At 62.8% G+C, this 25,647-nt stretch carries 26 protein-coding genes and 1 pseudogene; 9 read left to right on the top strand and 18 right to left on the bottom strand.

Going from position 1 to position 25,647, the window contains the following annotated elements:
* A pseudogene (locus tag ASF32_RS25415) lies at nt 1-90 on the top strand (IS5/IS1182 family transposase); the annotation flags it as partial.
* A 53-nt stretch (nt 91-143) separates the two neighbouring features.
* Here ASF32_RS25415 and ASF32_RS24600 read toward each other — a convergent pair.
* Nucleotides 144-734 carry a DUF2147 domain-containing protein gene (locus ASF32_RS24600; protein ID WP_082490430.1) on the bottom strand — a complete coding sequence of 197 codons (591 nt, stop codon included), beginning with the start codon at nt 732-734 and terminating at the stop codon, nt 144-146.
* Between the two features lie 753 nt (nt 735-1,487).
* Between ASF32_RS24600 and ASF32_RS14155 the strand changes: the two genes are divergently transcribed.
* Nucleotides 1,488-2,174 (top strand): zinc metallopeptidase, encoded by a 687-nt coding sequence (locus ASF32_RS14155; RefSeq protein WP_056429522.1) that lies wholly within the window; start codon nt 1,488-1,490, stop codon nt 2,172-2,174.
* Nucleotides 2,175-2,323: 149 nt separating this feature from the next.
* Here the strand turns inward: ASF32_RS14155 and ASF32_RS14160 are convergent, their stop codons facing one another.
* The 17 genes from ASF32_RS14160 to ASF32_RS14240 form a co-directional block, all read right to left on the bottom strand.
* Nucleotides 2,324-2,944: a tyrosine-type recombinase/integrase gene (locus ASF32_RS14160; RefSeq protein ID WP_056429524.1), complete on the bottom strand. Its 621-nt coding sequence runs from the start codon at nt 2,942-2,944 to the stop codon at nt 2,324-2,326.
* 348 nt (nt 2,945-3,292) lie between these two features.
* Nucleotides 3,293-4,660: an amidase family protein gene (locus ASF32_RS14165; RefSeq protein ID WP_244483651.1), complete on the bottom strand. Its 1,368-nt coding sequence runs from the start codon at nt 4,658-4,660 to the stop codon at nt 3,293-3,295.
* A 22-nt stretch (nt 4,661-4,682) separates the two neighbouring features.
* Complete coding sequence (locus tag ASF32_RS14170; protein WP_082490431.1) at nt 4,683-5,480, bottom strand: sulfite exporter TauE/SafE family protein; 798 nt, start codon at nt 5,478-5,480, stop codon at nt 4,683-4,685.
* A 43-nt stretch (nt 5,481-5,523) separates the two neighbouring features.
* Nucleotides 5,524-6,318 (bottom strand): ABC transporter permease, encoded by a 795-nt coding sequence (locus ASF32_RS14175; protein WP_200919128.1) that lies wholly within the window; start codon nt 6,316-6,318, stop codon nt 5,524-5,526.
* Complete coding sequence (locus tag ASF32_RS14180) at nt 6,315-7,148, bottom strand: ABC transporter ATP-binding protein (RefSeq protein ID WP_244483652.1); 834 nt, start codon at nt 7,146-7,148, stop codon at nt 6,315-6,317. The genes ASF32_RS14175 and ASF32_RS14180 overlap by 4 nt, the downstream gene beginning before the upstream one ends.
* A complete protein-coding gene (locus ASF32_RS14185) occupies nt 7,145-8,161 on the bottom strand; it encodes an NrtA/SsuA/CpmA family ABC transporter substrate-binding protein (protein ID WP_056429528.1) in 1,017 nt (338 codons plus the stop codon). Before ASF32_RS14185 ends, ASF32_RS14180 begins: the two co-directional genes overlap by 4 nt.
* 37 nt (nt 8,162-8,198) lie before the next feature.
* Complete coding sequence (locus ASF32_RS14190) at nt 8,199-9,509, bottom strand: M20 family metallopeptidase (protein ID WP_056429530.1); 1,311 nt, start codon at nt 9,507-9,509, stop codon at nt 8,199-8,201.
* 230 nt (nt 9,510-9,739) lie between these two features.
* Nucleotides 9,740-10,477 carry a Crp/Fnr family transcriptional regulator gene (locus ASF32_RS14195; RefSeq protein WP_082490443.1) on the bottom strand — a complete coding sequence of 246 codons (738 nt, stop codon included), beginning with the start codon at nt 10,475-10,477 and terminating at the stop codon, nt 9,740-9,742.
* A 416-nt stretch (nt 10,478-10,893) separates the two neighbouring features.
* Nucleotides 10,894-11,496 (bottom strand): substrate binding domain-containing protein, encoded by a 603-nt coding sequence (locus tag ASF32_RS14200; protein WP_244483653.1) that lies wholly within the window; start codon nt 11,494-11,496, stop codon nt 10,894-10,896.
* A gap of 273 nt (nt 11,497-11,769) precedes the next feature.
* Entirely contained in the window at nt 11,770-12,264 is a 495-nt protein-coding gene (locus ASF32_RS14205; protein ID WP_056429534.1) for a flavin reductase family protein, read from the bottom strand.
* Between the two features lie 14 nt (nt 12,265-12,278).
* The gene (locus tag ASF32_RS14210; RefSeq protein ID WP_200919130.1) at nt 12,279-13,712 is read right to left on the bottom strand and encodes an LLM class flavin-dependent oxidoreductase; all 1,434 of its coding nucleotides are present in this window, start codon (nt 13,710-13,712) and stop codon (nt 12,279-12,281) included.
* A gap of 184 nt (nt 13,713-13,896) precedes the next feature.
* The gene (locus tag ASF32_RS14215) at nt 13,897-15,132 is read right to left on the bottom strand and encodes an ABC transporter substrate-binding protein (protein ID WP_082490432.1); all 1,236 of its coding nucleotides are present in this window, start codon (nt 15,130-15,132) and stop codon (nt 13,897-13,899) included.
* 14 nt (nt 15,133-15,146) lie between these two features.
* A complete protein-coding gene (locus tag ASF32_RS14220; RefSeq protein ID WP_056429541.1) occupies nt 15,147-15,710 on the bottom strand; it encodes a carboxymuconolactone decarboxylase family protein in 564 nt (187 codons plus the stop codon).
* Entirely contained in the window at nt 15,710-16,630 is a 921-nt protein-coding gene (locus tag ASF32_RS14225; RefSeq protein WP_056429543.1) for a branched-chain amino acid ABC transporter permease, read from the bottom strand. Before ASF32_RS14225 ends, ASF32_RS14220 begins: the two co-directional genes overlap by 1 nt.
* Nucleotides 16,627-17,490 carry a branched-chain amino acid ABC transporter permease gene (locus ASF32_RS14230; RefSeq protein WP_056429545.1) on the bottom strand — a complete coding sequence of 288 codons (864 nt, stop codon included), beginning with the start codon at nt 17,488-17,490 and terminating at the stop codon, nt 16,627-16,629. The genes ASF32_RS14225 and ASF32_RS14230 overlap by 4 nt, the downstream gene beginning before the upstream one ends.
* A gap of 1 nt (nt 17,491) precedes the next feature.
* Nucleotides 17,492-18,220 (bottom strand): ABC transporter ATP-binding protein, encoded by a 729-nt coding sequence (locus tag ASF32_RS14235; protein WP_162239909.1) that lies wholly within the window; start codon nt 18,218-18,220, stop codon nt 17,492-17,494.
* Nucleotides 18,217-18,987 carry an ATP-binding cassette domain-containing protein gene (locus tag ASF32_RS14240; RefSeq protein WP_156467833.1) on the bottom strand — a complete coding sequence of 257 codons (771 nt, stop codon included), beginning with the start codon at nt 18,985-18,987 and terminating at the stop codon, nt 18,217-18,219. The genes ASF32_RS14235 and ASF32_RS14240 overlap by 4 nt, the downstream gene beginning before the upstream one ends.
* A gap of 192 nt (nt 18,988-19,179) precedes the next feature.
* Between ASF32_RS14240 and ASF32_RS14245 the strand changes: the two genes are divergently transcribed.
* The 7 genes from ASF32_RS14245 to ASF32_RS14275 all read left to right on the top strand — a co-directional run bounded on the left by ASF32_RS14245 (nt 19,180) and on the right by ASF32_RS14275 (nt 25,547).
* A complete protein-coding gene (locus ASF32_RS14245) occupies nt 19,180-20,103 on the top strand; it encodes a LysR substrate-binding domain-containing protein (RefSeq protein WP_082490434.1) in 924 nt (307 codons plus the stop codon).
* Nucleotides 20,104-20,227: 124 nt separating this feature from the next.
* Complete coding sequence (locus tag ASF32_RS14250; protein ID WP_056429551.1) at nt 20,228-20,455, top strand: hypothetical protein; 228 nt, start codon at nt 20,228-20,230, stop codon at nt 20,453-20,455.
* Nucleotides 20,456-21,146: 691 nt separating this feature from the next.
* Entirely contained in the window at nt 21,147-21,512 is a 366-nt protein-coding gene (locus ASF32_RS14255) for a DUF971 domain-containing protein (protein ID WP_244483654.1), read from the top strand.
* 67 nt (nt 21,513-21,579) lie between these two features.
* Entirely contained in the window at nt 21,580-23,322 is a 1,743-nt protein-coding gene (locus ASF32_RS14260) for a fumarate reductase/succinate dehydrogenase flavoprotein subunit (protein ID WP_056429598.1), read from the top strand.
* Between the two features lie 41 nt (nt 23,323-23,363).
* On the top strand, nt 23,364-23,597 hold the full coding sequence (locus ASF32_RS14265) for a 4Fe-4S dicluster domain-containing protein (RefSeq protein ID WP_017486815.1): 234 nt from the start codon (nt 23,364-23,366) through the stop codon (nt 23,595-23,597).
* Between the two features lie 46 nt (nt 23,598-23,643).
* Nucleotides 23,644-24,609: a HEAT repeat domain-containing protein gene (locus ASF32_RS14270; RefSeq protein WP_056429600.1), complete on the top strand. Its 966-nt coding sequence runs from the start codon at nt 23,644-23,646 to the stop codon at nt 24,607-24,609.
* 239 nt (nt 24,610-24,848) lie between these two features.
* Nucleotides 24,849-25,547, top strand: a complete 699-nt coding sequence (locus ASF32_RS14275; RefSeq protein ID WP_244483655.1) for a Crp/Fnr family transcriptional regulator — start codon at nt 24,849-24,851, stop codon at nt 25,545-25,547.
* The last annotated feature ends 100 nt before the right edge of the window (nt 25,548-25,647 follow it).

Genomic DNA, 25,647 nt, shown 5'->3' on the forward strand with positions numbered 1-25,647 from the left:
CGGGCCATCGCCACACGCTACGAAAAGACAGCCGCCAGCTTCATGGGCATCCTCTACCTCGCCGCCGCACTCGATTGGCTCAAGCGATGACACGCCCTAAGGGCGTGCAATGGCGGATGCACACGCCGCAGCGTGCGCGAACTTTACTTTGGCCGGGCTGGCGAGCTCTCGGCAGGAGTACCTTTCTTCGCTGACGGGTTGGCCTTGACTGCCCACTCACGGTCTGACCGTGGTCCGTCAGTAGCGTCTGTTGCACCTTGCAGTTCGCCAGGGGCGACGTTTGTAGCGCGCGTCCATGTCTGAGATGCGCAAAACACCAACATGCAACCCTTCACCGTCAACGTCGACGGCTGGTCGCTCCAGATTGCAACGTCATAAGACTTACCATTATCAGCGTTGTAAATTTTGCCCTCGAAGCGTCCGTCCGAGTTCGCCTTCAGCCCCATCAGCATCTGATGACCGAGTTGGGGGCGTGCTTGCTTGCTTGGGTCTGGATTAGACCGGTCGACCTTTGCCTGGCCGTCTGCGCCAAGTGGCTCCCTACCCCAGACGACGAAACCGCATAGGCGGGTCGCATCGGAACCGCATCGCTCGGTCCGCACGCGCGCACGGCCATCCTCTGTCACCCAAGTCCCAGTCGGAACGGTGGCTGGCGCACTATGGCATTGAGAACTCGCCAAGACGCCTATCGAGATAAGCATGGCCGTGGCGGTACGGACGGTGATTGGTGTCATTTCGTCAACTTCGCAACGTGGATGCTAAATCGTATAAGGTTGGAGTGTAGTCCATGGTCAAGGCCAGTTGATGCTAATCTCAGAGTTCGCTCGGGTCGTTGGTCTGACGCCTGACACGGTGCGGTTCTACGTCCGCTTAGGCCTTCTGCTGCCCGACAGAACTAGCAAGGGGGGACGGACGCCCTATAGCGTCTTCACAAGCGAGCACGTAAGGACGGTTGAAGACATCCGCCTTGGCCAAATGCTGGGTCTGTCACTCAACCAAATGCTCGCTTTGAAGAAAGAGCACGATGCTGAAGGCTTGTCTCCAGCACGGAGCAAAGAAATTGCCCTGATGCTTTTAGGGGAGATTGAGCAAAAGGCAGATAACCTGAACACTATGGCATCCTGGCTTAGGTCATCAATTGCGTGGGAAGATGGTGGGCGACACGGGCCTAGACCTAAAATGCCGGTGATCCATAAGATTTAAGCCACCAAACATATGCTGGTGGATACGGCCACAAGATAGCTTTTCCGCGCAGGTTTTTAACTTACCAGACTATGGCCGGGATCGAAATGCTCTTATTTCTGATGTTGAATTTACCGCAATAATGTAGAGGGTTGAGAGTGGAATGTCAGGTTTCCGCGTCATAGTCTAAGTCTGCTTTCCACCCAGTCCGGTCTTTGACGCCGGCCGCGCGATTGTCAGACAGCGAACATCCCGAGTAGGGTGCCGCGCTTCCACGGCTGCGGCTGCGGGACTACATACCCCACGTGCCCATCCTCCTCGCGCTTGGCGGCGCCCTCCTGTTCGGTCTCGTGTTTAGCCCCCAGTGGTGGGTGCGCCGGGCGATGCGGCAACACGCCACCGAGCGGCCGGATTTGCCCGGGACTGGCGGCGAGCTCGCCCGCCATCTGCTCGATCTGGCGCGGCTGGAGCACGTCCTCGTCGAGGTCGCGCCAGCCGACCATTACGATCCGGTTGCGAACGTCGTGCGGCTATCGCCGGAGAGCCATGACGGCCGCTCGATCACAGCGGTCGCGGTCGCGGCGCACGAGGTCGCCCACGCGCTCCAGCACGCGGCGGGGGACCGGCTCCTTGCGGCGCGGGTGAGGTTCGCCCCAGTTGTGCAGGGCTTCGAGTTCGCCGCAGCCGTGGTGATGATGACCGCGCCCGTGGTGCTCGCCTTCGTCCATTCGCCTATCCTGCTCGCCCTGCAGGTGGGTATCGGCATCGCGCTCCTCGGCGTTCGCGTCCTGTTTCACTTTCTAACGCTGCCCGTTGAACTTGATGCGAGCTTTCGCCGGGCCCTGCCCATCCTGGAGACGGGTCGCTACCTCGACGCCAGCGACATGCCCGGTGCCCGCACCGTACTGCGCGCCGCCGCTCTTACTTACGTGGCCTCGTCACTCGTTGCGCTCGTAAATATTGCCCGCTATCGGCGGCTCCTGCCGTTTTAAAACCTCCGGGGCGAGCGCCGGATTTCCAGTCGCGCTTACTGGGAAGCGCACTATCTCTCTCCGGTCAGACCTAATTCGCTGCTCGGCAGCCTTATGGGCCGACGCGGAACTGGGTGCGGCGGCCTGCGGGTAAGCCGCCGCGATGTTCGCTAAATGTCGGTCTGCTCGGACATGACCAGCGCGTCGTCTGCTTCGATACCGAGGTAGCGCACCGTGCTCTCCAGCTTGGTGTGGCCGAGCAGCAGCTGACAGGCACGTAGGTTGCCTGTCCGCCGGTAGATGAGTGCGACCTTCGTCCGACGCAGGCTGTGCGTGCCGTACCCCGCCGGGTCGAGGCCTATCAGCGCTACCCATTCGTCGACGAGCCAACCATACTGGCGCGTCGTCAGGTGCTCGCCCGGGCGGCTGCGACTCGGAAACAGCCAATCACTCGCACGAAGCCCCCGCAGCTTGAGCCAGGCAGTCAGCGTCTCACGGGTGGTCTCGGTCAACTCGAACGGGACGGGTCGGCCCGTCTTCTGCTGGACGATGGTGGTGCGCAGGCGGACGCCGTCGCCGAGGTGGACGTCTGACACGCGCAAGCGGACGAGATCGCAGCCACGCAGTTTGCTATCGATGGCGGTGTTGAACAGGGCGAGGTCGCGAGTGCGGCCCTCGTGCTGCAGTCGGGTGCGGATCGCCCAAATGTGCTTTGGCTTTAACGGCGGTTTGGGACCGATGAGGCGGCCAAGGTTCCAAGGTCGGCGGGTTGTGTCAGTGGTTGAGGGCATGATTGGACTCCGTTTTCGAGGAGCCATCAGCATCTCACCCCAACCGCAATCCGAACGCGCCACAGCTCTGCGCCAATAGCGGAAGTTGGGCGCCCGCCAGGAAGCGGACGTTCCGCATTCGACCCAACCGAGATGCCTGGGCAGCAATCATCGCTTTTCCGAAGCGGACGTTCGTCGGCCGTCCGGCAACTTCAGCTCGGGGTGGGTAGCAGTCCTTGGCCACTTAACGAGAAGCGGACATTCCGCATCTCGTCCTAACTTAGTCGTAGCGGCTCCACTCGATCAGCCTAAAAGAGAGATCCGGCGGTCAGCGCCGTCGTCAAGCTGGGTGCGGAGGTCGACTGATGTCTATCGTGCGGAGACACTAAGCTCGAAGCTTTCAGCGAAGTTCCGAACGATGCCGTCTTCGGTCGCGCGTCCGAGGAAGCAAAGCGCGGATGGCAGACCGTCCGCGCGTGTGCGGCCAGGTACCGAAATCGCGCAAAGATCGAGCGGATTGGCGAAATAAGTATACGTCCCCATGATGCTGTTTCGCGTCATTGGTTCGGCGAGCATATCGGCAATCGTGAAGATCGTCGGGACCGTCGGCACGACGAGTGCTGAAATTTCGTCCATCTGGACAGTCGCAGCGCGCTGAAGCCGTTTCAGATCATAAACGGCCAGGAAGGCGTCCCGCGCAGAGTAGGTCAAGCCGGGTTCAATGGCAGCTAGGACGGCGGGATGGACGGCGTCTCGGTGATTGGTGATCACGTCGGAGTAGTCGCAGAGGCGCTCGGCCACCATGGCCGACTGAAAGACGGTGCTGCCCGCTTCCAGGAAAACGGAGATGTCGATCTCACGTAATTCGTGACCGGCCGTGCGAAGCAGGGCGATATTCTCGTTGAAGGCGCGTTCCGCTTGCACGTCGCCAACGAACGTCAGTTGGTCCGGCCTCGGTATCCCGATGGGCCGTTCGTCGCTGGGACGGCGCGAGAGGATGATGCGATCGGCGTCGGGGCGGCTGAACGGGTCCTGTTCGTCATACCCGGCGATGAGTTGCAAGATTTCGTACGCTTCGTCGCAGGTGCGGGCGAAGACCGGCACGCAATCGAAAAAACGGCTGTTGTAGAGGAGCCCGCGCGTGCTTACGAGGCCGAGCGTCGGCTTTAGGCCGACGATGCCATTGCATGCTGCGGGAACGCGTCCCGATCCACCCGTGTCGCTGCCAAGGCTGAAGCTGACGACATCCCGCGCAACTGCCACAGCTGAGCCGGAGCTAGAGCCGCCGGGGATATAGTCGGCGTTCACGGCATTCCTGCAAAGAGGCTCGGGGCTTCTCGTCCCGTTCAGCCCCGTCGCGAACTGATCCATCGTGTTCTTGCCGACAAGGATCGCGCCCGCCGCCACGAGGGTGGTGTAACAAAGCGCGCTCTCTTGCGGCATGATGGAGAGAGCCGGGCAGTTGCTGGTCGTCGCTATGCCGGCAACGTGGATGTTGTCCTTGACCGCGAACGTGAGGCCAAGCAGCGGCAGGGCCGCGCCGTCCCCGGCAGCATCCTGCAGGTGTTCGGCCTGGCGGAGTGCCGCAGCCTCGTCGGCCAGGGCAGTGAAAACGCTGGGTCCCGCTGCCCGCGCGCGCCTGAAACTTTCCGCTACAACGGCACGAACCGTCACGCCCTCGGCCATACCGGCCCGAACGGATGCGAAATCGAGTGTTAAATCAGCGAGATCCATCATTTGCGCCATCCGTTATTTGTGATCAGTAATAGAGAGATCGCATCAGGACGAAGGCGGCCGAGCCGCTAGCGCTGATGCTCACAATGAGGAGGATCGCGAGGCTGTGTCCGCGATAGCTTTCGGGTGCGGTACGAGCGAAAATCCTAATTCCAAGGAAGCCGCCGAGCGCCGCTCCGGGCGCCATCGCGAGCGTTGTTCCGAGCGAAGCCTCGTTCAGCAAACCAGTGGCGATTCCGAGCGCCGTCCCGAGCGCCGCGCTGAAAGCGACGAAGGCGACCAGCGTCGCGCGGGCGTCGCGCGGATCGAGCGGACTGCCGAGTATCGCGATGATGGCTGGCGGGGCGCCCATCGCCGTCCCACCATTGAAGAGGCCGGAGGTCAGACCCGCGACCGCAAGCGCGGGACGTCCTAGCATGTCGAGCGGCAGGCGAGGGCGGCGCCATAGGATCACGACCGCGAGGATCACGACGAGTGAGATCGCGATGCGCATCTGCTCGGCCGGGATCCGCGAGAGCAGCGCAACACCGATGGGCGTTCCAACCAGCGTCCCGAGTACGAGCCAGGTCAGCGCAGTCCACGCTACACGCGAGCGTTCGCCAGGCAGCGTCAGAAGGCCGATCGCGAGTTCGACGGGAAGGACCGCCGGGATGGCCCCGACGGGCGGCATCACCAGGCAGAGAACCGGCACGGCGGCGAGCGCGAAGCCGAAACCCGAATAACTCCGCACGAACCCGCCGAACACTCCAGCCAGCGACGCAATTACCAGAAAGTTGCCCTGAGACAGGCCGAGAGGGTCAAGACCTGCTACCGCGCTCGCCACGACGTCCCCTTTAGGTCAGTTTGCGGTTGGGAGATGCTACGGCTCACCGTTTGCCTTCCCAATGGACGATCCTGCGGCTGAACCAAGCGATGACGCGGTCACTAAGAAGCCCGATGAGGCCGATCAAGATGATGCCAGCGAACACGTACGTCGTGCGGAAGAAGCTCGATGCATCGAGGATCACGAAGCCGAGCCCCCGGTCCCCGCCTAGAAGCTCCGCGGCAACTAGGATCGTCAGCGCAGTTCCCATCGCGATGCGCAGCCCGGTCATGATTTGCGGCAGAGCGGAAGGCAGGACGACGAAGCGGAAGATCTGCCAGCGCTTCGCGCCCATCGATTGAGCCGCGCGCAAGGCATCGACGGCGCAGGAACGGGAGCCCGCTTGCGCGTTCACCATCATGATGAGGAATACAGAGAGGAAGATCAGCAATATCTTCGACAATTCTCCGATGCCGAACCAGAGAATGAAGAGAGGGATAAGTCCAAGAGGTGGAATAGGCCTCACCAGTTCGAATGGAACGAGGAAGAGGGCATCAACATTCGGAATTCGTCCGCGCAGTAGGCCGATCGTAACCCCAAGCGTCGTGCCCGTAACAAAGGCGACACCGACACGCTGCAGGCTCACGCCCACGTGCATCCACAGGTCCACGCCAGAGTATCCGTTCTGAACCATGTCGAGGAAGCTCGCTGCCACCGCTCCGGGCGAGGGCAGAATGATGGGCGCCACTCCTCCTTGCGCGGTCACGAGCGTCCAGGCCAGAAAGATGGCGAGGGGCGAGAGGATGGCGATCGCAAGGTACTGGCGCTTAGCGCGCGTCGCCGCGGTGGTCGAGGTCAATGACGCATCCTCCGATAGATCGCCTCGCGTAGGCGGATGAAGGCGGGATGAAGGCGGTTCTCGGGATTGCCGCGGGGAGCGGGCAAATCGACTGAGAAGGTGTCGAAGGCGCCATCCTTCAGGTCGGTAAGCAGGAAAATTCGATCGCCCAGGAATACGGCCTCATCGATGCTGTGAGTCACGAATAGCGTCGTGCAGCCCGTGCGCTCTCGGATACGCAGAACCTCCTCCTGCAGTACCTCGCGGGTCTGCACGTCGAGTGCCGAGAAGGGCTCGTCCATGAGCATCACTTTTGGCTTCGCCGCGAGCACGCGGGCGAGGCCCACGCGTTGCCGCATCCCGCCGGAAAGCTGGTAGGGGTATGCGTCCTCGAAGCCTGTCAGCCCAACTAGCGCTGCCATCTCCTCGGCAACCTGCCGCCGCTCTGCACGTGGCCGACCTGCGCAGCGCAGGCTGAAGCTGATGTTGTCGGCGACCGTCATCCAGTCGAAAAGTGCTGCAGCCTGGAACACTACGCCTCGGTCAGGGCCGGGACCCCTGATCTCGCGTCCGTCAATGAGGGCGACACCGTCCGTTGGATCAAGAAAACCCGCTACCATGTTGAGGATAGTTGTCTTGCCGCATCCCGATGGTCCGAGCACCGCCACGATCTCGCCGGGTTGCATCGCAAAAGAGACATCGCGCATGATCGGACGGCCATCATACTGAAAGCCGACCTTCTCAAACTTTAGAACAGGGTTCATCACGGACGGAGCTTTGGAAGAATTAGGCTCCGGCGTCTCGAACGGTTGATCAGCGACCACGCTTAGCGCTTTATAAGAACTCATCATTTCTGGCCTGCCAGGTAGGCTTGGATCGGCTTGGTGTTGAAGAAGGCGGACCAATCGCTAGGCATCGCCTGGATGCGCTTCTCGGCGAGCAGGAAGGCGCCCATGCCCTGCACGTGTTTCATCAGCCGTGAATCGAGCTCCTGGCCCGGGACGCCGAGGAAGTCGGCGGTGAGGGTCTCCTCGAAGCTGGGATGGGCGACGCTCTGGCCTTCGACGAGGCGGTCGAACTGCTCAGAGGTCAAATTAAGTCGTTTAGCCTCGAACTGCCTCACCTCGGCACTTTTGGCTTTGTAGTCTTTCTGCGCTTGATTCCATGCCTTGAGGAAGCGCTGCACCGTCTCGGGCTGTGCGCTTGTAAAGGCCTTGCGAGCGATCCAGACCCCGCCGGTGATGATGCCGAGGCTTTGAGTTGTGGCGAGGGTCTTCGCTCCCGCGCTCTCGACAGCGCCGATGTTCGGCTCCCAGGTAAAGGCGGCATCGATCTGCCCTGCGGCGTAAGCCGGGGGCATATTGGCAGGCGACAAGTTGACGGGGGTGACGTCAGCCGTTTTTAGGTTCGCCTTCTCCAGTGCCTTCAGCAGGTGGTAATGGCTCGTGGAGCCGATGGAGACCCCGATGCGTTTGCCCTTTAGATCGGGGAGACTGCTGATGCCCGCGGCCGGGTTGGCGGAGAGGCGGACATTGGTCGCGTCGATACGCTCCATGAAGAGGATTTCGATCGGTATGCCGCTTGTGTAGCCGGTAACCGCGGAAAACTCGCCCATCCAACCTACGTCGATTTCACCGGCCGCAAAGGCCGGGAGAGCCGCAGGCCCCGCTGGGAAGTTCACGACCTTCACGTCGAGTCCGTGCTGCTTGAACAGTCCAGTGCCTAACGCATAGGAGATCAGGACATTGGTCTCGCCGGTCTGGTAGCTTAGACGGATGGGCTTTAAGTCCTGCGCCGAGGCGAGGCTGATCGGAAGCAGGGCAAGGCTCAAGGCGGCGGCGAGCCAGCGGGCGGCGGTTTTCATTAGGATCTCCAGTTTCTAAACGGCCAGGATGGCAGCCTCACTCAGCGACCCCTAGGAGATCGAGAACAGTTAGGGCGAGGATCTGGGTGGCGGCGACGGATTTGCCGATGTGAATGTATTCATTGATTGGCGGCCAGCCGTCCTCGCCCGGCCCAAACGTGATCGCGGCATGGCCGCGCTCGGCGAAGCGGATCGTGTCGTTGAAGGCATTCTTGCGATAGATTGTCGGCGCCTCGCCGAGCAGACGGCCATAGGCACGGCTCAGGGCGGCCGTCGGATTGGCGGTCTCGTCCCGCTCTAGGGTGCCGTCGACGAAAAGCGCGCCCGGATAAGGGCGCGCCGTCGCCTGGAGGTCGGGATCGCGCGCAGCCGCCGCGTCCAATACGGCCTGAATGTCGGTCATTACGCTCGCCTGCGTCATGCCGGGCAAGATGCCTACGATGGCTAGGACCGCATGGCAGATGTCAGGCGTGAACTGCATTTCACGCCGGATGCCGCCGTTGATGCGCATGATCGCGGCCATGGGGGGCGTCCCGCCGGCAAGACGCGCCGGCCGGTGCGTGAACGTCATCGTCTCAAATGCTGAGAGCAGATACGCCATCTTGGCAACGGCATTCACGCCGGTATCGGGCCGCCAGAGATGTGTCTTAACGCCCCGAGTCTCGATCTCGACGAGGAAATTACCCCCGTTCGCGACGGCGACCCCCATGCCCCATGTCCCGTCGGGCTTCGTCCAGCCGGTCGGCTCGCACACGATCGTGTAGTCGGCGGCGAGCCCGCATTCGTCGAGCAGGTAGATCGAGCCGTCGGGGCCGTTCTTCTCCTCGTCGGCCGTATAAACGCACTTCAACGTGCCGTTGAGTGCAATTCCTGCCTCACGAATGGCCCGGGTGGCAAGAAGGGTGCAGGCGAGATTGCCCCGCGTATCTGAGGTCCCTCGCGCGTAAAGCTTGTCTCCATAGCGCGTCGGCCGGAACGGATGCCCGCCTGTCATCGTCCAGGCCGCCCAATCGCCAGCGGGATAGGTATCGAGGTGGTCATTCAGGATGAGGCTCGGCCCGCCCACCGTACCATCGAGCACGCCGACGACGTTCGGCCGGCCTTCCCGCTTGGTTGGCAGCGTGACAGCAAAGCCCATCTCTTTGAGCTTGCTCGCGATGAACAAGGCCGCCCCCTCTTCGCGCCCCGGCGGTTCATCGGGATCGAGCGGGTTCTCGGCTTCGGGCTGACCGGCCGGGATGAGCTCGCAGGCGAGGTCCAGCCAGGTTTCCTCGGTGATGTGGTCCAACACCCGGCGTTCGACCGGGGACAGCGTGTCGTTGCGTGGAGAGAAGGGAGATTGGTGCATGGAAAGTTCTCGATGATTTTAACATCGAGAATGGCAATCGATGTGCCAAAGACTTCGGTTGCATTATTGGGGCCGAGAGTCGCGCGCCAAAGTGAATAAGCACTTGATATAAATCAGAAACTTATGGGACCATCTCAGTGTCTGAAAATTTCCTTCGTGTCGCTGCTGAATCTTTTTAAGGCGAGGTTTGGCGTTTTGCTGGCAATTTCAAAGCAGCAGGATTGGCCGAATTATTCGGAGGACAATGTGGCGGAGAGAAGATCGATGCGCTTAATCACCAGCAGTCCGCGACGCTGGGTGAGGATCCCAGCCGCCTGTAGGCGATTGAGGCTAATGGTGACCCATTGCCGCGTGGCGCCGATGAGGTTCGCGATCTCGGCATGCGTGAAAGCCGCGGCGACGAGGATACCGGCTCCCTCGTCAGATTCCTCAAACCCGTAAGTCTGAGCGAGATGTAACAGGACGTGCGCGAGCCTTTGTTTAAGCGAGCGTGTCCCCAGCATCTGCGCTAGCGAGGAATAGCAGCGCGCCTTGAAGACCAGCGCATCGATTATACCGAGCGCGAGATCCGGCACGTCGCGGGCGAGCTCTCGTAACCCGGCACCTGGCAGCCATGTCACCGTGCTCGCCTTGGCGGCGATGGCGGACCACATGTGGACGCCCCCGACGAAGACGTCAGGTCCGCCAACGAAATTGCCAGGAAGCCAATAGGCGAGCGTTATCTCACGCCCAGACGGAGCTGCGTAGAAGCTCCGGATCATCCCCGTTTCGATGATCGCAATTCCATCGTGCGGATCGCCCTGCCGAAACAAATGGTCGCCTGGGGCGAGGATCTGCTGCCGTCCATGCGCCTTCACACGAGCCTGAGCTTCGGCTGGAAGAAGCTCGATGAGGCTAGCGCGGCGCGCGATGATGTCGTCGCCCTCAGCGAGCAGAATTCCGGCCGTCTCTTCACCGATGCCGGCCACGCCCACTCCCGTCGCTAAGGCACTCTGCAATGCCAGCCCCGCGGTAATTTGAGAAGTGGGCTCCGCGATTTATGATGGCGCATTTCAAGCAGTTAGCGACGCTTACTGCACCTGGAGTGGATAGCAGCGGTACACTTGTTCAGCCCTTTTTGTCAGGCTACCCAAAAGCGGAAGTTCTCAGCTTTCGCAAAGGGTCGTGACCGGGCGCGGCTGCAACGTCTGCTCAAGTACGTTCCCGTCCGAGAGAGGACTAGCGGAAGTCCACCCGGCTCGGTCGTAGAGCAGACGGTCGAGACCCGACCCGCCCCAGCCGTACAATTGTGGCTTCGAGGCTCCCAAAAGCGGACTTACATCCCATCACTGCTCCGGTAGCGATACGCCCCTCGCGCCTCTGGTCTCAGCCGAGAGCGGTTCGATCAGCCCCGATTAAGCGACGCACCAAGGTGATCCATGATCGCCCGGACCTTCGCAGACGGTTTCGGACCCGCCGGGAAGACCGCGTAGACCTCGGCAGGATCGAGCCGATAGGGCTCAAGCACCTGGATAAGCTGGCCGGCTCGCAGTTCATCCCCGGCCATGACGCGGGTCGCCAGCGCCATGCCCATGCCCGCCACCGCAGCGGCTAGGATCCCCGGCGCCGAGTTGATCCAGAGGCGCGCGGGGGCATCGACGGAGGTAACGGTCCCGTCGCGCGTGAAGCGCCAGCTCTCGCGACCGAACAGGCCATGCTGCACGATGCAATCGTGCTGGGCGAGTTCGGCCGGGTTAACGGGTGTGCCGCGGGATGAGAGATAGGCCGGCGCCGCGACCACCAGACGTTCGACCGCCGCAAGCCTGCGGGCACCGAAGGTGGAGTCCGCCAATGGGCCTACGCCCAGGCGGATGGCGATGTCGACCCCGTCCGTGACGAGGTTCTGGCGCGCGTCGCTCATGGTGATCTCGATCCGGAGGCCCGGATGCCGGGCCAGGAACGTCGCGAGCGCGGGGACGACGGCCCGGGAGCCGTAGAGCACCGGCATCGCGAGACGGATCACGCCCTGCAGCGAGTACCACTCCCCGGGCCGCCTGCTTGGCCTCCTCGACCTCCGCGAGGAGGGATCGCGCGCGGTCCAGATACAGGCTGCCGGCTTCCGTCAGGGAGATGCTGCGGGTGGTGCGCAGCAGCAGCGTCGTGCCCAACCCCGCCGAAGGTTCATAGCCGCGGGCTGTCCGCCCACAAGCGGACATTCCCAATGCCCGGAATGGGTCAAAAGCAGCTCCGGCATTGGGTACGAAATGTCAGATTTTCACCACTAGATCGGCTTCAGGCCGTGGAACGCCGAGTCGCCATAGATGAGCGGCGAGCCGTCGCCGGTCTCGGCACGAAGCACCCTGCCGACGAAGATCGTGTGGGTTCCCTCGTCGTGGCGGCTTTCCAACACGCAATCGAGCCGCGCCGCGCAACCCTCGATCAGCGGACAACCGGTCGCGCCGAGATGGTGCGAAACGGCGTCGAAGGTTTTGCCGTCGCGACCCGCGAAGTATGTCGCGAGCTCGCTTTGCGTCTCGCTCAGGAAGTTGAGCGCGAAAGCCCCTCCCCGCGAGACGACGCCATGCGACGCGCTCGACTGGTTCAGCACCACGAGCACCAGTGGTGGCTCGACGCTGACGCTGCAGACCGCAGTCGCGGTCATGCCGTTGACGGTTGCGTCATGGCGGCTGGTCACTACGGTTACCCCGGCCGCCAAGCGGCGCATCGCGGCTTTGAAGGCAGCCGGGTCGAAGCCCGGCTCCGGCGCGGCGCGCATGACAGCGGCCGCGCTCACGGCCGTGCACCAGACGTTCCGAGACGCTCGCGCAGCGAACCAGCCCCATAGTCTGTGCGAGCGCGGCCGCGCGTCTGAAGGATCGGCACGACCTTGTCGACGAAATCGTCGAACGTGTCGGGCAGGAAGGCGGGCGAGATGACGAAGCCGTCGGCCGCGCCGGAATCCACGATCGCGATCAACTCGTCCGCTACGTCTCCCGCGGTGCCGACGAGGCGCGGACACATCACGCCGCGACCGTAGATTTTCCCTGCGTCCGCGATCGTCATCGAGCCGTCGCCGGCGATCGAGCGAAGCGCTGCGAGATTGCCCTGGCTGCCGGTGTCGGCGATCTCGTCGATCGTGGCGTCGAGCGGCAGCGCGCCGAAGTCCGCGTTGGCGTGGGCGGCGAGCGTCGACAGGCCGACGCGCGGATCAATCAGACTGTCGTGGAGGTCACGCTTGGCTTGCGCCTCCTCGCGCGTCTCGCCGATGAACGGCATCACGGCCATCATTACGCGTGCCGCGTCGGGCGCGCGGCCGGCTGTCTCCAACGCGGCGCGGACGTCCTTGGTAAAGGCGGTCATGCGCGTCATGCTCGGCTGCAGCGCGAAGATCACCTCCGACCAACGCGCCGCGAAGGCTTTGCCGCGGCCCGACGAACCGGCCTGGATGATTAGCGGCCGACCCTGCGGGCTACGCGGGATGTTGAGCGGCCCGCGCGCCTTGAACCACCGGCCTTTGTGGTTGGCGTAATGAACCTTCGACGGGTCGGCGTAGACGCCGCCCGCGCGATCGAGCACCAGCGCGTCCGGATCCCAGCTGTCCCAGAGTTTGAACGCGACCTCCATGAATTCATCGGCGCGGTCGTAGCGCTCGTCATGGCTGAGGTGCGGCACATCGCCGAAGTTGAGCGCCTCTCCGTCGTTCATCGAGGTGACGACGTTCCAGGCGGCGCGGCCGCCCGATATGTGGTCGAGGGTGGCGAATTCACGCGCGATGTTGAACGGCGCGTCATAGGTGGTAGAGCGCGTCGCGCCGAGGCCGAGATGGCTCGTCACGGCCGCCATCGCCCCGAGGATCGGCAGCGGGTCCATGCGGGTCGCGTCCTGATCGCCGAGACGCAGGCCCATCTCGTGGCTGTCGCCGTAGCGGTCCGCGATCGCGAGCCGGTCGGCGAAGAACACGAAGTCGAAAAAACCCCGCTCCAGCGTCTTCGCGATGCCGGCATAGTGCGCGAGACTCAGGAACGGCGTCTCATGCGCGGGGTTGCGCCAGATCGCATGACTGTGGACCACCGGGCCCGCGACGAGAAATCCGCAAAAATGGATTGGCTTTGACTTGGTCATGTGCGCCTCTTGCAAGCCATAGCTTTCTATTGTTTCAATTTTACTTAAGCGACAGGATCGGGCGCTCTTAAAAATCCTAGTAATCGCCTCATACAAACGCAAATTTATATTGTTTTGCATAAAGCAAAGTTTTACTTATGAGCGATGGCGCGCCGGTCCCGCGTAAGGACTTCGGTCGCTTTGGCCGTCATGCCCGGGCTTGACCGGGGCATCCATCGCTTCGGCCGCGTCCGCGGTCGTTGGATCTCGGGTGAAGCCCGAGGATGACGGCCGGATCAGCCTCGCGTCAGCTGACCACGCCGAACGGCGTGTTCTTCCCGCCCTTGATGAGCTGCACGTAGAAGGAGCGGTTCAGGGAGTCTCCCTTCTCGTCAAAGTCGCAGGTGGAGCCGGCACCGTTGAAATTGATGGATTTGCCTTGACGGACCATCTTTAGCGCCTCGACGATGTCGTCGATGGGTTCGCCGGGAGGGTTGCAGACCTCGCGGACCGACTTGGTCCACACGTCCGCCTCCTGCGTCTTCGCGTGCTCCATGGCCAGCACGGTGACGCAGACCTGATCCCAGGCGTTGCCCGCGAACAGGAACACCGTGCCTTCCGGCGCGCCCATTTCCTTGACGAAGCGGGCGTAGGACGGGCTGTCGATCGAGGGTGAGGGCTGGAGGTGGTAGATGCCTTCCGCGACCTCCGGGCCGACCGCCTGCAGGAACTTGCCTTCCGCGTCCGCGCCGGTTCCGAGCGACACGATCTTCGAACTGAAGCCCCCGCGGAAGATCTCTTTGGAGATCGACACCATATCGGTCAGCAGCGGCAGCACGAACACCGCGTCGGGCTCCCGCCCGAAGGCCTTCTCGACCTCGGCGCGATAGGAGGCTTGGTCGGGATTGTACATCACGACGTCGACCACCTCACCGCCGATCTTTTTCATCTCTGACTTGAACGGCTCGACCATCGCGACGATGAACGGGTTCTGCTGGGCCAGCACCGTGACCTTTTTCGCCCCGATCTTGTCCATCACTTTGGCACCAGCTGGGCCCCATTGGCTCGACTTCGCCTGCAGCCGGTAGATCAGGCCCTTGGTGTCGCCCTCGGTCACGGCGTTCGCCGCGCAGGATAGCATCTGAACTTTATTAGCCGCGAGGATCACGGGTTTCGCGGCTAGCGCCTCGGGGCTACCCCAGAAGCCGCCCACGAGTTCAACCTTGTTGACCTCGAGCAGCTTCTTCGACGCCGCGACGCTCGCGGTGGCGCTCGTCTCGCTGTCCTCGATGAAGAGTTTGACCTTGCGGCCGCCGAGAATTCCGCCCGCCTCGTTGACCTTCGAGACGACGAGTTCTGCCGCCTGCTTCATCGCCGGCCCATAGGAGCCGGTCGCGCCCGAGAATGGCAGGACCATGCCGAGAGGCACGTTGCCGGTGGCCCCTTGCGCGATGGCCGGCTTTCCGAGCGCGGCTACGAGCGGCAGCGAGCCGACCCCCGCGAGGACGGTCCGACGGTTCACCACGAATCTACTGTCAGTCATCGAGAGCGTCCTTTTCAATGTGACGGCGGGCTTGGGAGGTTCATGGCGGCGGCCGCGCGGCCGTCGTCGATCTGTAGGGCGTCGTTGAAGCGGTTGAAGAAGCCCGCGAGAGCGATGCGCAGCGTCAGCTCGACGATCTGGGAGTCCTCGAACCGCGCTTTCAGCCGCTCGAACACGGCGTCGCGGATGCCCCAGGCGCGGCTCGTGACGAGCGTGGCGTACTCGACGACGAGCCGATCGGTGTCGTCGAAGGCTGGGTGGTCAGCAGACGGCAGCTGCGCGATCGCCTCTGCGGGCACGCCTTCGACGGCGAGCAGCGGCGCGTGATGGGTGACGCAGTAGGGGCAGGCGTTCATGACTGAGACGGTGACGACGCCTAGCTCGACATAGCGCAGAGGGAGATTTCCCTGTTCGCGCAGTTCGAGCAGCATGCCGAACAGGCCTTCGAGCGCCGCTGGAACATGAGCCATCACCGCTGCCTGGTCGCTGAAGTCGGCATAGCCCGATGCGAAGGTCTCGTAGAGTTCGGCGAGATGCGGCGGTAGGCGTGATGACGGCAGCGGGGCGACGCGAGGCATCAGACGCTCCTATTTTCTTGCGGAAGCATATCCGCGGCGCGGCGCTTCGGCTCCGGCGCAAGGCCCTGCGGCCGCAGGATCAGCAGCAGCACAATGCCAGCCCCGATCATCCCGAGCCGGACCGCGGAGAGCTGCACGCCGTCAATGACGGTGACGAAGTCCTTCAGGAATCGTGTGCCTTCGAGTAGCGCCATGATGGAGCAGGCGCCGATCAGAAGGCCGACATTGGAGCCGCGGCCGCCCGCGATCACAGCCATGAACGCGTAAGCCGTGACGATCGGGGTGAACTGACCCGGGTCGATATAAGTGAGGTAAAAGGCTTGGAGCGCGCCGGCGATCCCCATCACGGCCCCGCCGACCGCGAAGGCCCGAACGCGGAGCGCGAAGACGTTTTTACCGAGCGCGGACGTCACCGTCGCGTCGTCACGAATCGCCCTGAGCACCCGGCCGAAGGGCGAGCGGGCCATGGCTTCCAGCAGGACGAACACGATCGCGACCAGCGCCAGCGCGAAGACGATGAACACCGTGTCGCCGCCGATCGTCTGCCCGAGTGCCGCGAAAGGGCGTGGAATGTCCGGGATGCCGAGCGCGCCGTTGGTGAGCCAGCCCTCGTTGAGGATAACGAGGCGCACAACCTCCCCGAACCCGATCGTGACGATCGCGAGGTAGTTTTCCTCAAGCCGGATCGAGAGAAGCGCGAGGCCTGCGCTCAAGATCGCCGACAGTGCGCCGGCGACCAGCATGGCCGGGAACCAGCCGATCTGCGGGGCGAGCAGCGCGGTCGCATAGGCGCCGATCGCTACGAAGCCGACGACGCCGAAATTGACTAGCCCGGCCTGGCCCCATTGGAGGTTAAGTGCGAGGCCGACGAGTGCCGCGATGCAGACCAGGATTGCGATGGTGATGAGATAAGCGATCATTTGCGCGCCGCCTTCGCTCCGAGAAGCCCGTTCGCCCGGAACAGCAGCAGCGCGAGGATCACCGCGAAGCTGACGACCTGCCGATAGTTCGTGGGGATGACGAGCGCCGACATTTCCTCGGCGACGCCGATCGTGAGCGCCCCAAGCACGGCGCCGATCGGCGAGCCGAGGCCGCCGAGGATCGCGGCCGCGAAGATCGCGATTTGGTAGTTCCAGCCGATCAGCGGATCGATCGAGCGGTCGAGCCCGGCGAGCACGCCGGCGAGCCCTAGCAGCGCGCCGACGAGCACCCAGGTAAGCCGCGCGATGGTCCGACGCTCGACCCCGCGGACGGCCGCAAGCGAGGCGTTGTCCGCGACCGCCCGCATGGCGCGGCCGAGCGGCGTGAAGCGCAGCAGCACGTCGACCGCGACGAGGCAGGCCACCACGGTGATCGCGATGGTGATCTGCTCCTGATTGATGCGGATCCCCTCCCAGCGGATCGGGCGGGAGAGCGCGACGTCGAAGCCGCGGCTGGCGTTGCCGAAGAAGAAGCGGCAGACGTTCTCGATCACGAGCGAGACGCCCATCGATGCGACCAGCAGCGTGATCGAGCCGCGCAGCCGCAAGCGCTCGAAGGCGAGCTGGTCGGCGATAAGTCCCGCGCCCGCCACTGTGACGGCCGCGATGGCGGCGGCAGCGGTCATCGGCATGCCGAGCTGGACGTTGGCGACCCAGGCCGCATAAGCGCCGAGGGTGAGCATCGCGCCGACCGCAAAGTTCGCGAATTTCAGCACGCCGAACACGAGCGTCAGCGCGAGCGCCGGCAGAGCGAGCAGAAGGCCGGTGACGAGGCCGTTGAAGAAGAGCTGCGCGGCCATCTCAGGCGACCTTCGCGAAGAAGAGGTTGCCGAGATCAGCCGTTCGCACGGCCGCGGCGGTGTCGCGCAAGCTGACCTGCCCCGCGACCAGCACCACCGCCTCGTCGGCGATCTCGAGCGCTGCCGCGACATTCTGCTCAACGAGCAGCACCGTGACGCCGGCCGCCCGCACGCGAACGATCGCCTCCATGGTCTGACCGACGAACTTGGGGCTTAGGCCCGCCGAAGGCTCGTCGAGCAGCAGCACTTCGGGGTTCGCCAGCAGCGCGCTTGCGAAAGCGAGCATTTGGCGCTGGCCGCCCGAAAGATCGCCCGCTCGGGTTTTGAGCCGGGCGGCAAGCTCCGGGAACAGCGCCAGCACACGCTCGCGTTGCTCAGGCCCGACGCCTGCGCGACCGCGCAGGAATTCGGTGGCGAGCTTCAGATTCTCGCCAATGGTGAGGCTCGGGAAGACGTTCTGCTCTTGCGGCACATAGGCCATGCCGGCCGCGACGCGCTTGGCAGGCGTCTCGGAGGTGACATCGGTTCCAGTCACCGAGACGCGGCCCTGGCGGATGTCGAGCAGGCCCGCGAGCGTCTTCACGAAGCTCGACTTGCCCGACCCGTTCGGGCCGATCACCGCTAGGATGGTTTCAGGGTTCTGATTTAGCGTTATGCCGCGCACGATGTCGTCGCCGCGGCCATAGCCCGCGCGAAGCTCGCTAACGGACAAGGCCGGGACCACGCTCACGCCGCCACTCCGAGATAGGCTTCGACGACGCGGCGATCCTTCGAAACCTCGTCGAAGGTCCCGGATACGAGCCGCTTGCCCTCGGCCATCACATGGACGTGGTCGCAGAGTTCGCCGACGAAATGCATGTCGTGCTCGACGAGGCCGAACGACACGCCCTCAGCCTTCAGTTCGCGGATCAGCCGGATCATCTCGAGCTTTAGTGGTGGTGCGACGCCGGCGCCCGGCTCGTCGAGCAGAATGAGCTTAGGCTCAAGCAACAGCGCGCGGGCGAGATCCAGCAGCTTCTTCTGACCGCCAGAGAGACCGCCGGACGGGTGGTCGGCGAGCTGGAACAGGCCGACGCGTTCGAGCAGCACCTTAGCCTTCTGGGCGTTGCCGCTTTCCTGCGCCCACCATTTGCGGCGCGAAAAGATGCTTGCGACGACGCCTTCACCGGTCTGGAGGCGCGGAGCGAGCAGCAGGTTCTCAAAAACGGTGAGGCTGCCGAGCTCACGCACGATCTGGAACGTGCGCGCCATACCTAGGGTCGGGAAACGATGCGCCGAAACGGCCGTGACGTCCCGACCCTCGAACAGGACGGAACCCTGGTCGGCACGAACGAGCCCGGTCATGACGTTGAGCAGCGTGGACTTGCCGGCGCCGTTCGGGCCGATGAGCCCGGTAACCTGCCCGGCCTCCAGAGCAAGCGAGCAACCGTCGAGCGCAGCAAGCCCGCCGAACCGTTTAGCGACGTCGCGGACTTCGAGCAACGAGCCTGCGGTCACGACGTGCGCCTCGCGAGGCACGATGCAGTCGCGGCCGGGCGATTGCCCATTCGCGGTGCAAGTATTGCTATGATTTTACGCATGCGCTAAATAATTGTCCTTCATTCTTCAATCTCGTCAATCTTATTGCCCGACGATACATCAACGCAAATTTATATTGCTTTGCATAAAGCAAAGTAATATTTATCTTGTATGGTGAGACCGCTCGAAATCTCTTTGCTCCGAACCTTTGTGTTGCTGGTCGAGGAGCGCAGCGTGACGCGCGTAGCGCGGATGCTGTTCAGGACGCAGCCGGCCATCAGCCTGCAGATCAAGCGGCTCGAAGACGCTGCCGGTCGCCCCCTCTTCGAAAGCGACCTCCGGCATTTGAGGCTGACGCCGCAGGGCGAGACGCTGCTGCCTTACGCGCGCGCGGTGCTGAAGATGCACGACGAGGCGCAGATGAAGCTTTCGTCGGAGGAGATCGACGGCCGCGTCACGCTCGGCTGCCCGGATCTCTATGCCGCCTATCTGCTGCCCAAGACGCTAGCGAGCTTCCGCCGCGCCTATCCGCGCGTCGAGGTCTCGGTGCGCTGCTCGCTCTCGCGGCAGATTGCAGTCGATATGGACGCAGGCCTCGTGGATGTGGCGATCGCGACCCGCATGCCGGGCGTCGGACCGAAGACCGGCAACGCCACGCGGCTGCGCTCTGAACGGTTGGTCTGGCTCGGCGCGGTAAACGGCGAGGCGCACCGCCGCTCGTCCGTGCCACTCGCTTTGCTGCCCGAGGGCAATCTCTACCGCGACGTCGCGCTCGCGGCGTTGAACGAGGCAGGCGTCGGCTGGCGCATCGCCTGCGTATCGGAAAGCATCGCGGGGCTTCAGGCGATGGCGCTCGCCGATGCAGCCGTGCTCGTGCTGTCCGCTTCGGTCCACGTTAACGGCCTGGAGCGGTTGCCGCCGGACTCCGGGCTCCCCGAACTGCCGGAGGTCGAGATCATGCTTTGGCGACGAATGCAGGGGCTGTCCCAGGCCGCCGAACACTTCGCGCGCCACATCGAGCTCGGTGTCTCGGGCGCGGCCGCCGACGACAGCCAAGACGAGGACGAGACGTCCCGCAGCGCAGCCGCCGAATAGTTCAGCTCGGCCTTGCCTTCCGGACGATCACGAGCGCGGGGCTTGTCGCAAACGCGATCGTGCCGGTGTTTGCCCCGCGTTGACCATAGAGCCTGCATGGCGCCTCCAGTTCCGGAGGCCGACCATGATCCCCGCCCCTGCCTGCTGGTCGAGCCCGCCTGGTAACGGCGCGATTGTCGATTGCTGCCGCCTTCTCAACCTGAATTGGGATATCGAGGAGGCCCAGCAGCGCCGGGATGCACAGATCGCCTTGATCTCTTCCCTCGTCGGCCAGGAGAGCCGGGCCAGCATTGAGCTGATCAAAGGTGACACGCAGATCGACGAAGCAATTAAGCGGCTGGCGCGAGCGTAGATCGCATACCCCCGGTGAGACGCCTGAAGCGATCGTCCTTGACATTTGCGACCATCAACTGTCGCCACATAGCGCTTTCGCCAAACTCTGGCTCGACGCCGACAGGCGGACCGTCCCTGCGTCCCCTCTAGGTCAGGAACCATTGAAAATTTGCGTTCAACGGCCTCTTCTCTAGTTCGACTGTCCAAATCAGTGATGCAGGGTTTGAACCAGCAAAGGAGTTCTACTTAATTGACGTAATGCCCAAGGCTTTCGAAGAGTTAGGAGTCATTGAGCGACTGAAGCCTGCTGCTTGCGGCGCGTACATATTTGTATTTGATTATATCCAAAAAATACATGCGGCAAATTGTCAATGATTACAACAATAAATAATAAGTATTATATATAACGTGAAAGTTATATTTATATAATATTTATTTTTGGTGTTGGATAATGGTTAGAAGGCATGACCGCAGTGTCGCCAATGCGATAAGCTATTGGATGTTGTTGGCTTGACGTTGGGTGTGCATTGGGGCGCCATCAATGACGGGCTTGTGCACCCCTCGAATTTATAAATCCCGCAGGGCACTCGCTTCTACCTTTCATAATTCTTTCGGTCGCTTTCGGCAACTAATTGCTCGCTGGCATCCGCCTCGCCGGGTCTAATCCGTTTGCCTTCTGGCACCAGAAGATAACGGACATGCCGATGAGAATGCCCGAACAGCCGCCGTTTGATCCGGAAGCGATCCCGACCGATGCCGTGGTCTCCCGCGGTGGTCGCGATATGCGCCTTGTCTGGCCCAATGGTGAGGAAGCTGTACTGCAGGCGGAGACGCTGCGGCTGCGCTGCCGCTGCGCCTGGTGCACGCGGGACCGAGTACAGGGCAATTTTCCTATATCCTTCGAGACCGTCGCCGTTACCAAAATCGACCCGATGGGCGGATATGCGGTGAACCTCGGGTTCTCCGACGGACACGCGCGTGGAATCTTCCCGTGGGTCTATCTCCGCGATCTGGCTCGCGAGGCCGCAAAACTGGAAATCGGCACGGCCGATGACCGGACGCCCAAGGCTGCGTGATCGCTGACCCGTCTTTCCTTTCCCGAGCGCGCGGTCTGCATCTGCGCCCGACATGCGAGTGCACATCATGAGCGTCACCAGCCCCAAGGTCGAAATCATCGAGACCGATCTTCTCGTCATCGGCGGCGGCACGGGCGGTCCGATGGCCGCGATCAAGGCCAAGGAGGCGGATCCGAAGCTGCGGGTGCTGCTGATGGAGAAAGCGAATGTGAAGCGCTCAGGCGCAATCAGCATGGGCATGGATGGGCTGAACAACGCCGTCGTGCCGGGCTATGCCACGCCCGAGCAATATGTGAAGGAAATCACCGTCGCAAATGACGGCATCGTCAATCAAAAGGCGGTGATGGCCTACGCCCAAGGCTCCTTCCCGATGATCCAGTATCTCGACAAGCTCGGGGTCAAGTTCGAGAAGGACGGCTCGGGCGAATACAACATGCGCAAGGTCCACCATATGGGGACCTACGTGCTGCCCATGCCAGAGGGGCACAACGTCAAGAAGGTGCTTTATAGGCAGCTGCGTCGCCTCCAGGTCGCGGTCACCAATCGCTACATGGCGACCCGGCTGCTGAAGGGGCCAGACGGCCGCATTGCGGGGGCGATCGGCGTCAACACACGCACCTCCGAATTCCTCGTGATCAAGGCCAAGGCGGTGGTGCTGGCCTGCGGTGCTGCCGGGCGGCTCGGCCTGCCCGCTTCAGGTTATCTGTTCGGCACCTACGAGAACGCGGCCAATTGCGGCGACGGCTATGCGATGGCCTACCACGCCGGTGCGCAGCTCGCGAACCTCGAATGCTACCAGATCAACCCTCTCATCAAGGATTACAACGGCCCGTCCTGCGCCTACGTTACCGGCCCGTTCGGCGGCTTCACAGCTAACAACAAAGGCGAGCGCTTCATCGAGTGCGACTACTGGTCGGGCCAGATGATGCTCGAATTCTGGCGGGAACTGCAGGGGGGCAACGGCCCGGTCTTCCTCAAGATGGACCACCTGCGCGAGGAGACAATCTCGGAAATTGAAACGATCCTGCACTCGAACGAGCGCCCCTCGCGAGGCCGCTTCCACGAGCGCCGCGGCACCAACTACCGTCAGCGTGCCGTCGAGATGCACATATCGGAGATCGGCTTCTGCTCCGGCCATTCCGCCTCGGGCGTTTGGGTCGACGAGTATGCACGTACCACCATTCCCGGCCTCTACGCCGTGGGCGACATGGCGGCCGTACCGCATAACTACATGCTCGGCGCCTTCGTGAATGGCGGCATCGCCGGCGCAGATGCGGCAGCCTATTGCGCCTCAACGACCCTCGCCAATTATGACGAGAGCGACTTCCTGACCGAGCAGGAGCGAGTGCTGGCCCCAACACGGCGCGAGGATGGCATCACCCCGAACGAGATGGAGTTCAAGACCCGGCGCTTCGTGAACGACTATCTCGAGCCGCCGAAGGTCACGGCCAAAATGGAGCTCGGCCAGCGCCGGTTTGCGGAGATCCGCGAGGATCTTGGCCACCTCGTTGCTCGCGACCCGCACGAATTGCTGCGGGCTTTGGAGACACAGACCATTCTTGATTGCGCCGACATGGCAGCCCACGCTTCTCTGTACCGCACCGAGAGCCGCTGGGGCTTCTACCACATGCGCGTCGACCACCCCGAAACCGACCCGAACTGGGCCTGCCATACGGTCTTGTTCAAGGACGAGTACGGCCGCATGGCGAGTGCCAAGCGCGAAGTTGACCCCTTCATCGTTCCCGTCGCGGACGAAGAGATGAGCGCCTACCATCAACTCCGCATCAAGACGCCAGTCGCCGCCGAGTAGCGCGCCGCGACGGCCCTTTTCCAAGAGACACGGAGACCTCCATGCCCATTATCACACAAGCCAAGAGCGCAGCGGTCGTCATCGACGACGAGAAGTGCATCGCGGAGAAGGGGTGTCGCGTATGTGTCGATGTCTGCCCGCTCGACATCCTCGCGATCGATGAAACGCGACAGAAAGCTTATATGAAGTACGATGAGTGCTGGTATTGCATGCCATGCGAAGTCGATTGCCCAACGAATGCTGTGAAGGTCAATATTCCCTACTTGCTCCGCTGAGCATTGGCTCCGGCCAGACCACCACGTCGTGATCCAAGAGGTCAAAATGAGCCCCGTAATCGAAACCTTCGACGATGATCTTGAGGATCTCGCCGAGCGCGCAGCCAGCCCCGATGCCGGCATTCGCCGTGTGGCGATGATGGAACTCGCTGAGGCCGTAGGATCCGAGGCTAAGGTCCTTTTACTTAAGGGGCTCGGCGACGACGATGCGACGGTCCGCGCCGCCGCCGCCAAGGCGCTTGACGAACATGACGGTCCCGATGTGGTCGAGGGCCTGGTGGCTTCGCTCGAGGATGCGGACGAGGACGTGCGCCGCACCGCAGCCGAGACCCTCTCCGAGAAAAAGGAGCCGACCTGTGGACCGCTGCTCATCGAGCGGGCAGAGCATAGCGATCCCTTTGTTCAGGCCGCAGCCCTCCGGGCGCTCCGGGAGTTAATTATCCCGGATGCTCTCTCCGCCGCGCTGAAAGCCCTATGCAGCGGCTCACCCGAAGTGCGCCGCGAAGGGCTCGGGGTGATTGGCTATCTCAAGGCCGAGGAGGCGCTTCCAGCCCTGCTCGCGACGGCACGCGACAACGATGCGAGTGTGCGCCGCGCCACGATGGCGGCCCTCGTCTTCCTGCGTTCTGGTGGGCCCGGCGTCTCGACGCTGCTAGCGGGCCTGCAGGATGAGAACTGGCAGGTGCGAGAGGAGGCCGCCGTTTCCATCGCGAAGAGCCGGCTTCCTGAGGCCGTCGAGCCGCTGATCGCAGCTATGACTGATCAAGTATGGCAGGTGAAGACTAAGGCGGCCAATGCCCTTGGGCGGATCAAGTCGACTGCGGCCATAGACGTGCTCGGCCGGGCCCTTGATTCGGACATCAGTAACCTGCGCAAGGAATCTGCTGCGGCTCTCGGCGAGATCGCCCATCCAGAGGCACTTAGCTTCCTCGAACGCGCGTCCGAGGATCCCGATCCGGACGTTCGCAAGTTGATCCGCTGGGCCATCGGCCGATGTCGGGCTGAGGTTTGAACGCCCACCTCAGCCCATGTCCACAAAGAAGCGGCGCAGGACCTCCAAGGTCCTGCGCCCTTGAGTCTCACACTCTTTGGGTAGCGGACTGCTTCGTAGTTTAGAGCTGGTATAGGCTTTGCTGCATCGCCCTTGGTCACCTGCGAGGTTCAGCGATGCAGCCCACGCCCGTTCGGACGGAGACGGCCCATTTCTCTTCGGGCCTTTCGCTACTGACATCCTCCGGAGGCCCGAACCCCATGGAGGCGTTTCCGCAGCCAGCCGGCCCTCGACCGCTGCTCCATGGGCTGAGCGAACTCGAGCGTAACCTAGTGCTTGAGCAGGGTCGTCGCCGGGTCCTTTACCGTGGTGCGACGCTTTTCACCCAGGAGGCGCCGAACGACGGCATCTGGCTGATCGAGACCGGACGTATCCGCGTATTCTATGCCGCGCCGACCGGGCGCGAGATCACCCTAGCCTATTGGTATCCCGGGAATTTTGTCGGCGGGCCCGAGGTGTTTGGAACAGGTACCCATAGCTGGTCGGGGATGGCTGCGAGCAACTCGACTGTTCTCCATCTTCCAGGCGCGGCGCTTCGCCAACTGGTGACGAAGATCCCTGCACTGGCTTTCGGGATCATCGACGGCCTCACCTTCAAGGGCCGCTGCTATTCGGCGCTCGCTCAAATGCTCGGCACGCGATCCATCACGGATCGTCTCGCCTTCCTGCTGATGCACCTCTCAGGGCTCTACGGCGTAGAGGAGGAAGGCGGCATCTTGATTGCCGCCGATTTCACCCATGCCGATCTCGCGCACATGGTCGGCGCCACCCGCCAATGGGTCACGATCAGCCTCAAGCGGTTGACGGAGCAGGGCATCGTCTCCACCCGCCGCTCCCAGATCCTGATCCAGCGTCCCGATGTCCTTGCGCGTATGCCGGGAGTCAGGAAAGACGCTTAATTAGAATGCTTCTCGCTCAAATTTCCATCACGTCAGCGGCGGGCCAAACTTTTTGGGCAACTAATCAACTCGACATTGGTCTCTCCATTTGATCGCGATC

It is taken from the genome of Methylobacterium sp. Leaf91, from assembly GCF_001422815.1.
Taxonomy (GTDB): domain Bacteria; phylum Pseudomonadota; class Alphaproteobacteria; order Rhizobiales; family Beijerinckiaceae; genus Methylobacterium.

Coding starts and splice junctions, on each gene's coding strand:
- ASF32_RS24600 (WP_082490430.1), bottom strand. CDS start 734: ATGACACCAATCACCGTCCGTACCGCCACGGCCATGCTTATCTCGATA.
- ASF32_RS14160 (WP_056429524.1), bottom strand. CDS start 2,944: ATGCCCTCAACCACTGACACAACCCGCCGACCTTGGAACCTTGGCCGC.
- ASF32_RS14165 (WP_244483651.1), bottom strand. CDS start 4,660: ATGATGGATCTCGCTGATTTAACACTCGATTTCGCATCCGTTCGGGCC.
- ASF32_RS14180 (WP_244483652.1), bottom strand. CDS start 7,148: ATGATGAGTTCTTATAAAGCGCTAAGCGTGGTCGCTGATCAACCGTTC.
- ASF32_RS14185 (WP_056429528.1), bottom strand. CDS start 8,161: ATGAAAACCGCCGCCCGCTGGCTCGCCGCCGCCTTGAGCCTTGCCCTG.
- ASF32_RS14190 (WP_056429530.1), bottom strand. CDS start 9,509: ATGCACCAATCTCCCTTCTCTCCACGCAACGACACGCTGTCCCCGGTC.
- ASF32_RS14200 (WP_244483653.1), bottom strand. CDS start 11,496: ATGCCGGTGCTCTACGGCTCCCGGGCCGTCGTCCCCGCGCTCGCGACG.
- ASF32_RS14205 (WP_056429534.1), bottom strand. CDS start 12,264: ATGCGCGCCGCGCCGGAGCCGGGCTTCGACCCGGCTGCCTTCAAAGCC.
- ASF32_RS14215 (WP_082490432.1), bottom strand. CDS start 15,132: ATGACTGACAGTAGATTCGTGGTGAACCGTCGGACCGTCCTCGCGGGG.
- ASF32_RS14220 (WP_056429541.1), bottom strand. CDS start 15,710: ATGCCTCGCGTCGCCCCGCTGCCGTCATCACGCCTACCGCCGCATCTC.
- ASF32_RS14225 (WP_056429543.1), bottom strand. CDS start 16,630: ATGATCGCTTATCTCATCACCATCGCAATCCTGGTCTGCATCGCGGCA.
- ASF32_RS14230 (WP_056429545.1), bottom strand. CDS start 17,490: ATGGCCGCGCAGCTCTTCTTCAACGGCCTCGTCACCGGCCTTCTGCTC.
- ASF32_RS14245 (WP_082490434.1), top strand. CDS start 19,180: ATGGTGAGACCGCTCGAAATCTCTTTGCTCCGAACCTTTGTGTTGCTG.
- ASF32_RS14250 (WP_056429551.1), top strand. CDS start 20,228: ATGATCCCCGCCCCTGCCTGCTGGTCGAGCCCGCCTGGTAACGGCGCG.
- ASF32_RS14255 (WP_244483654.1), top strand. CDS start 21,147: ATGCCCGAACAGCCGCCGTTTGATCCGGAAGCGATCCCGACCGATGCC.
- ASF32_RS14260 (WP_056429598.1), top strand. CDS start 21,580: ATGAGCGTCACCAGCCCCAAGGTCGAAATCATCGAGACCGATCTTCTC.
- ASF32_RS14265 (WP_017486815.1), top strand. CDS start 23,364: ATGCCCATTATCACACAAGCCAAGAGCGCAGCGGTCGTCATCGACGAC.
- ASF32_RS14270 (WP_056429600.1), top strand. CDS start 23,644: ATGAGCCCCGTAATCGAAACCTTCGACGATGATCTTGAGGATCTCGCC.
- ASF32_RS14275 (WP_244483655.1), top strand. CDS start 24,849: ATGGAGGCGTTTCCGCAGCCAGCCGGCCCTCGACCGCTGCTCCATGGG.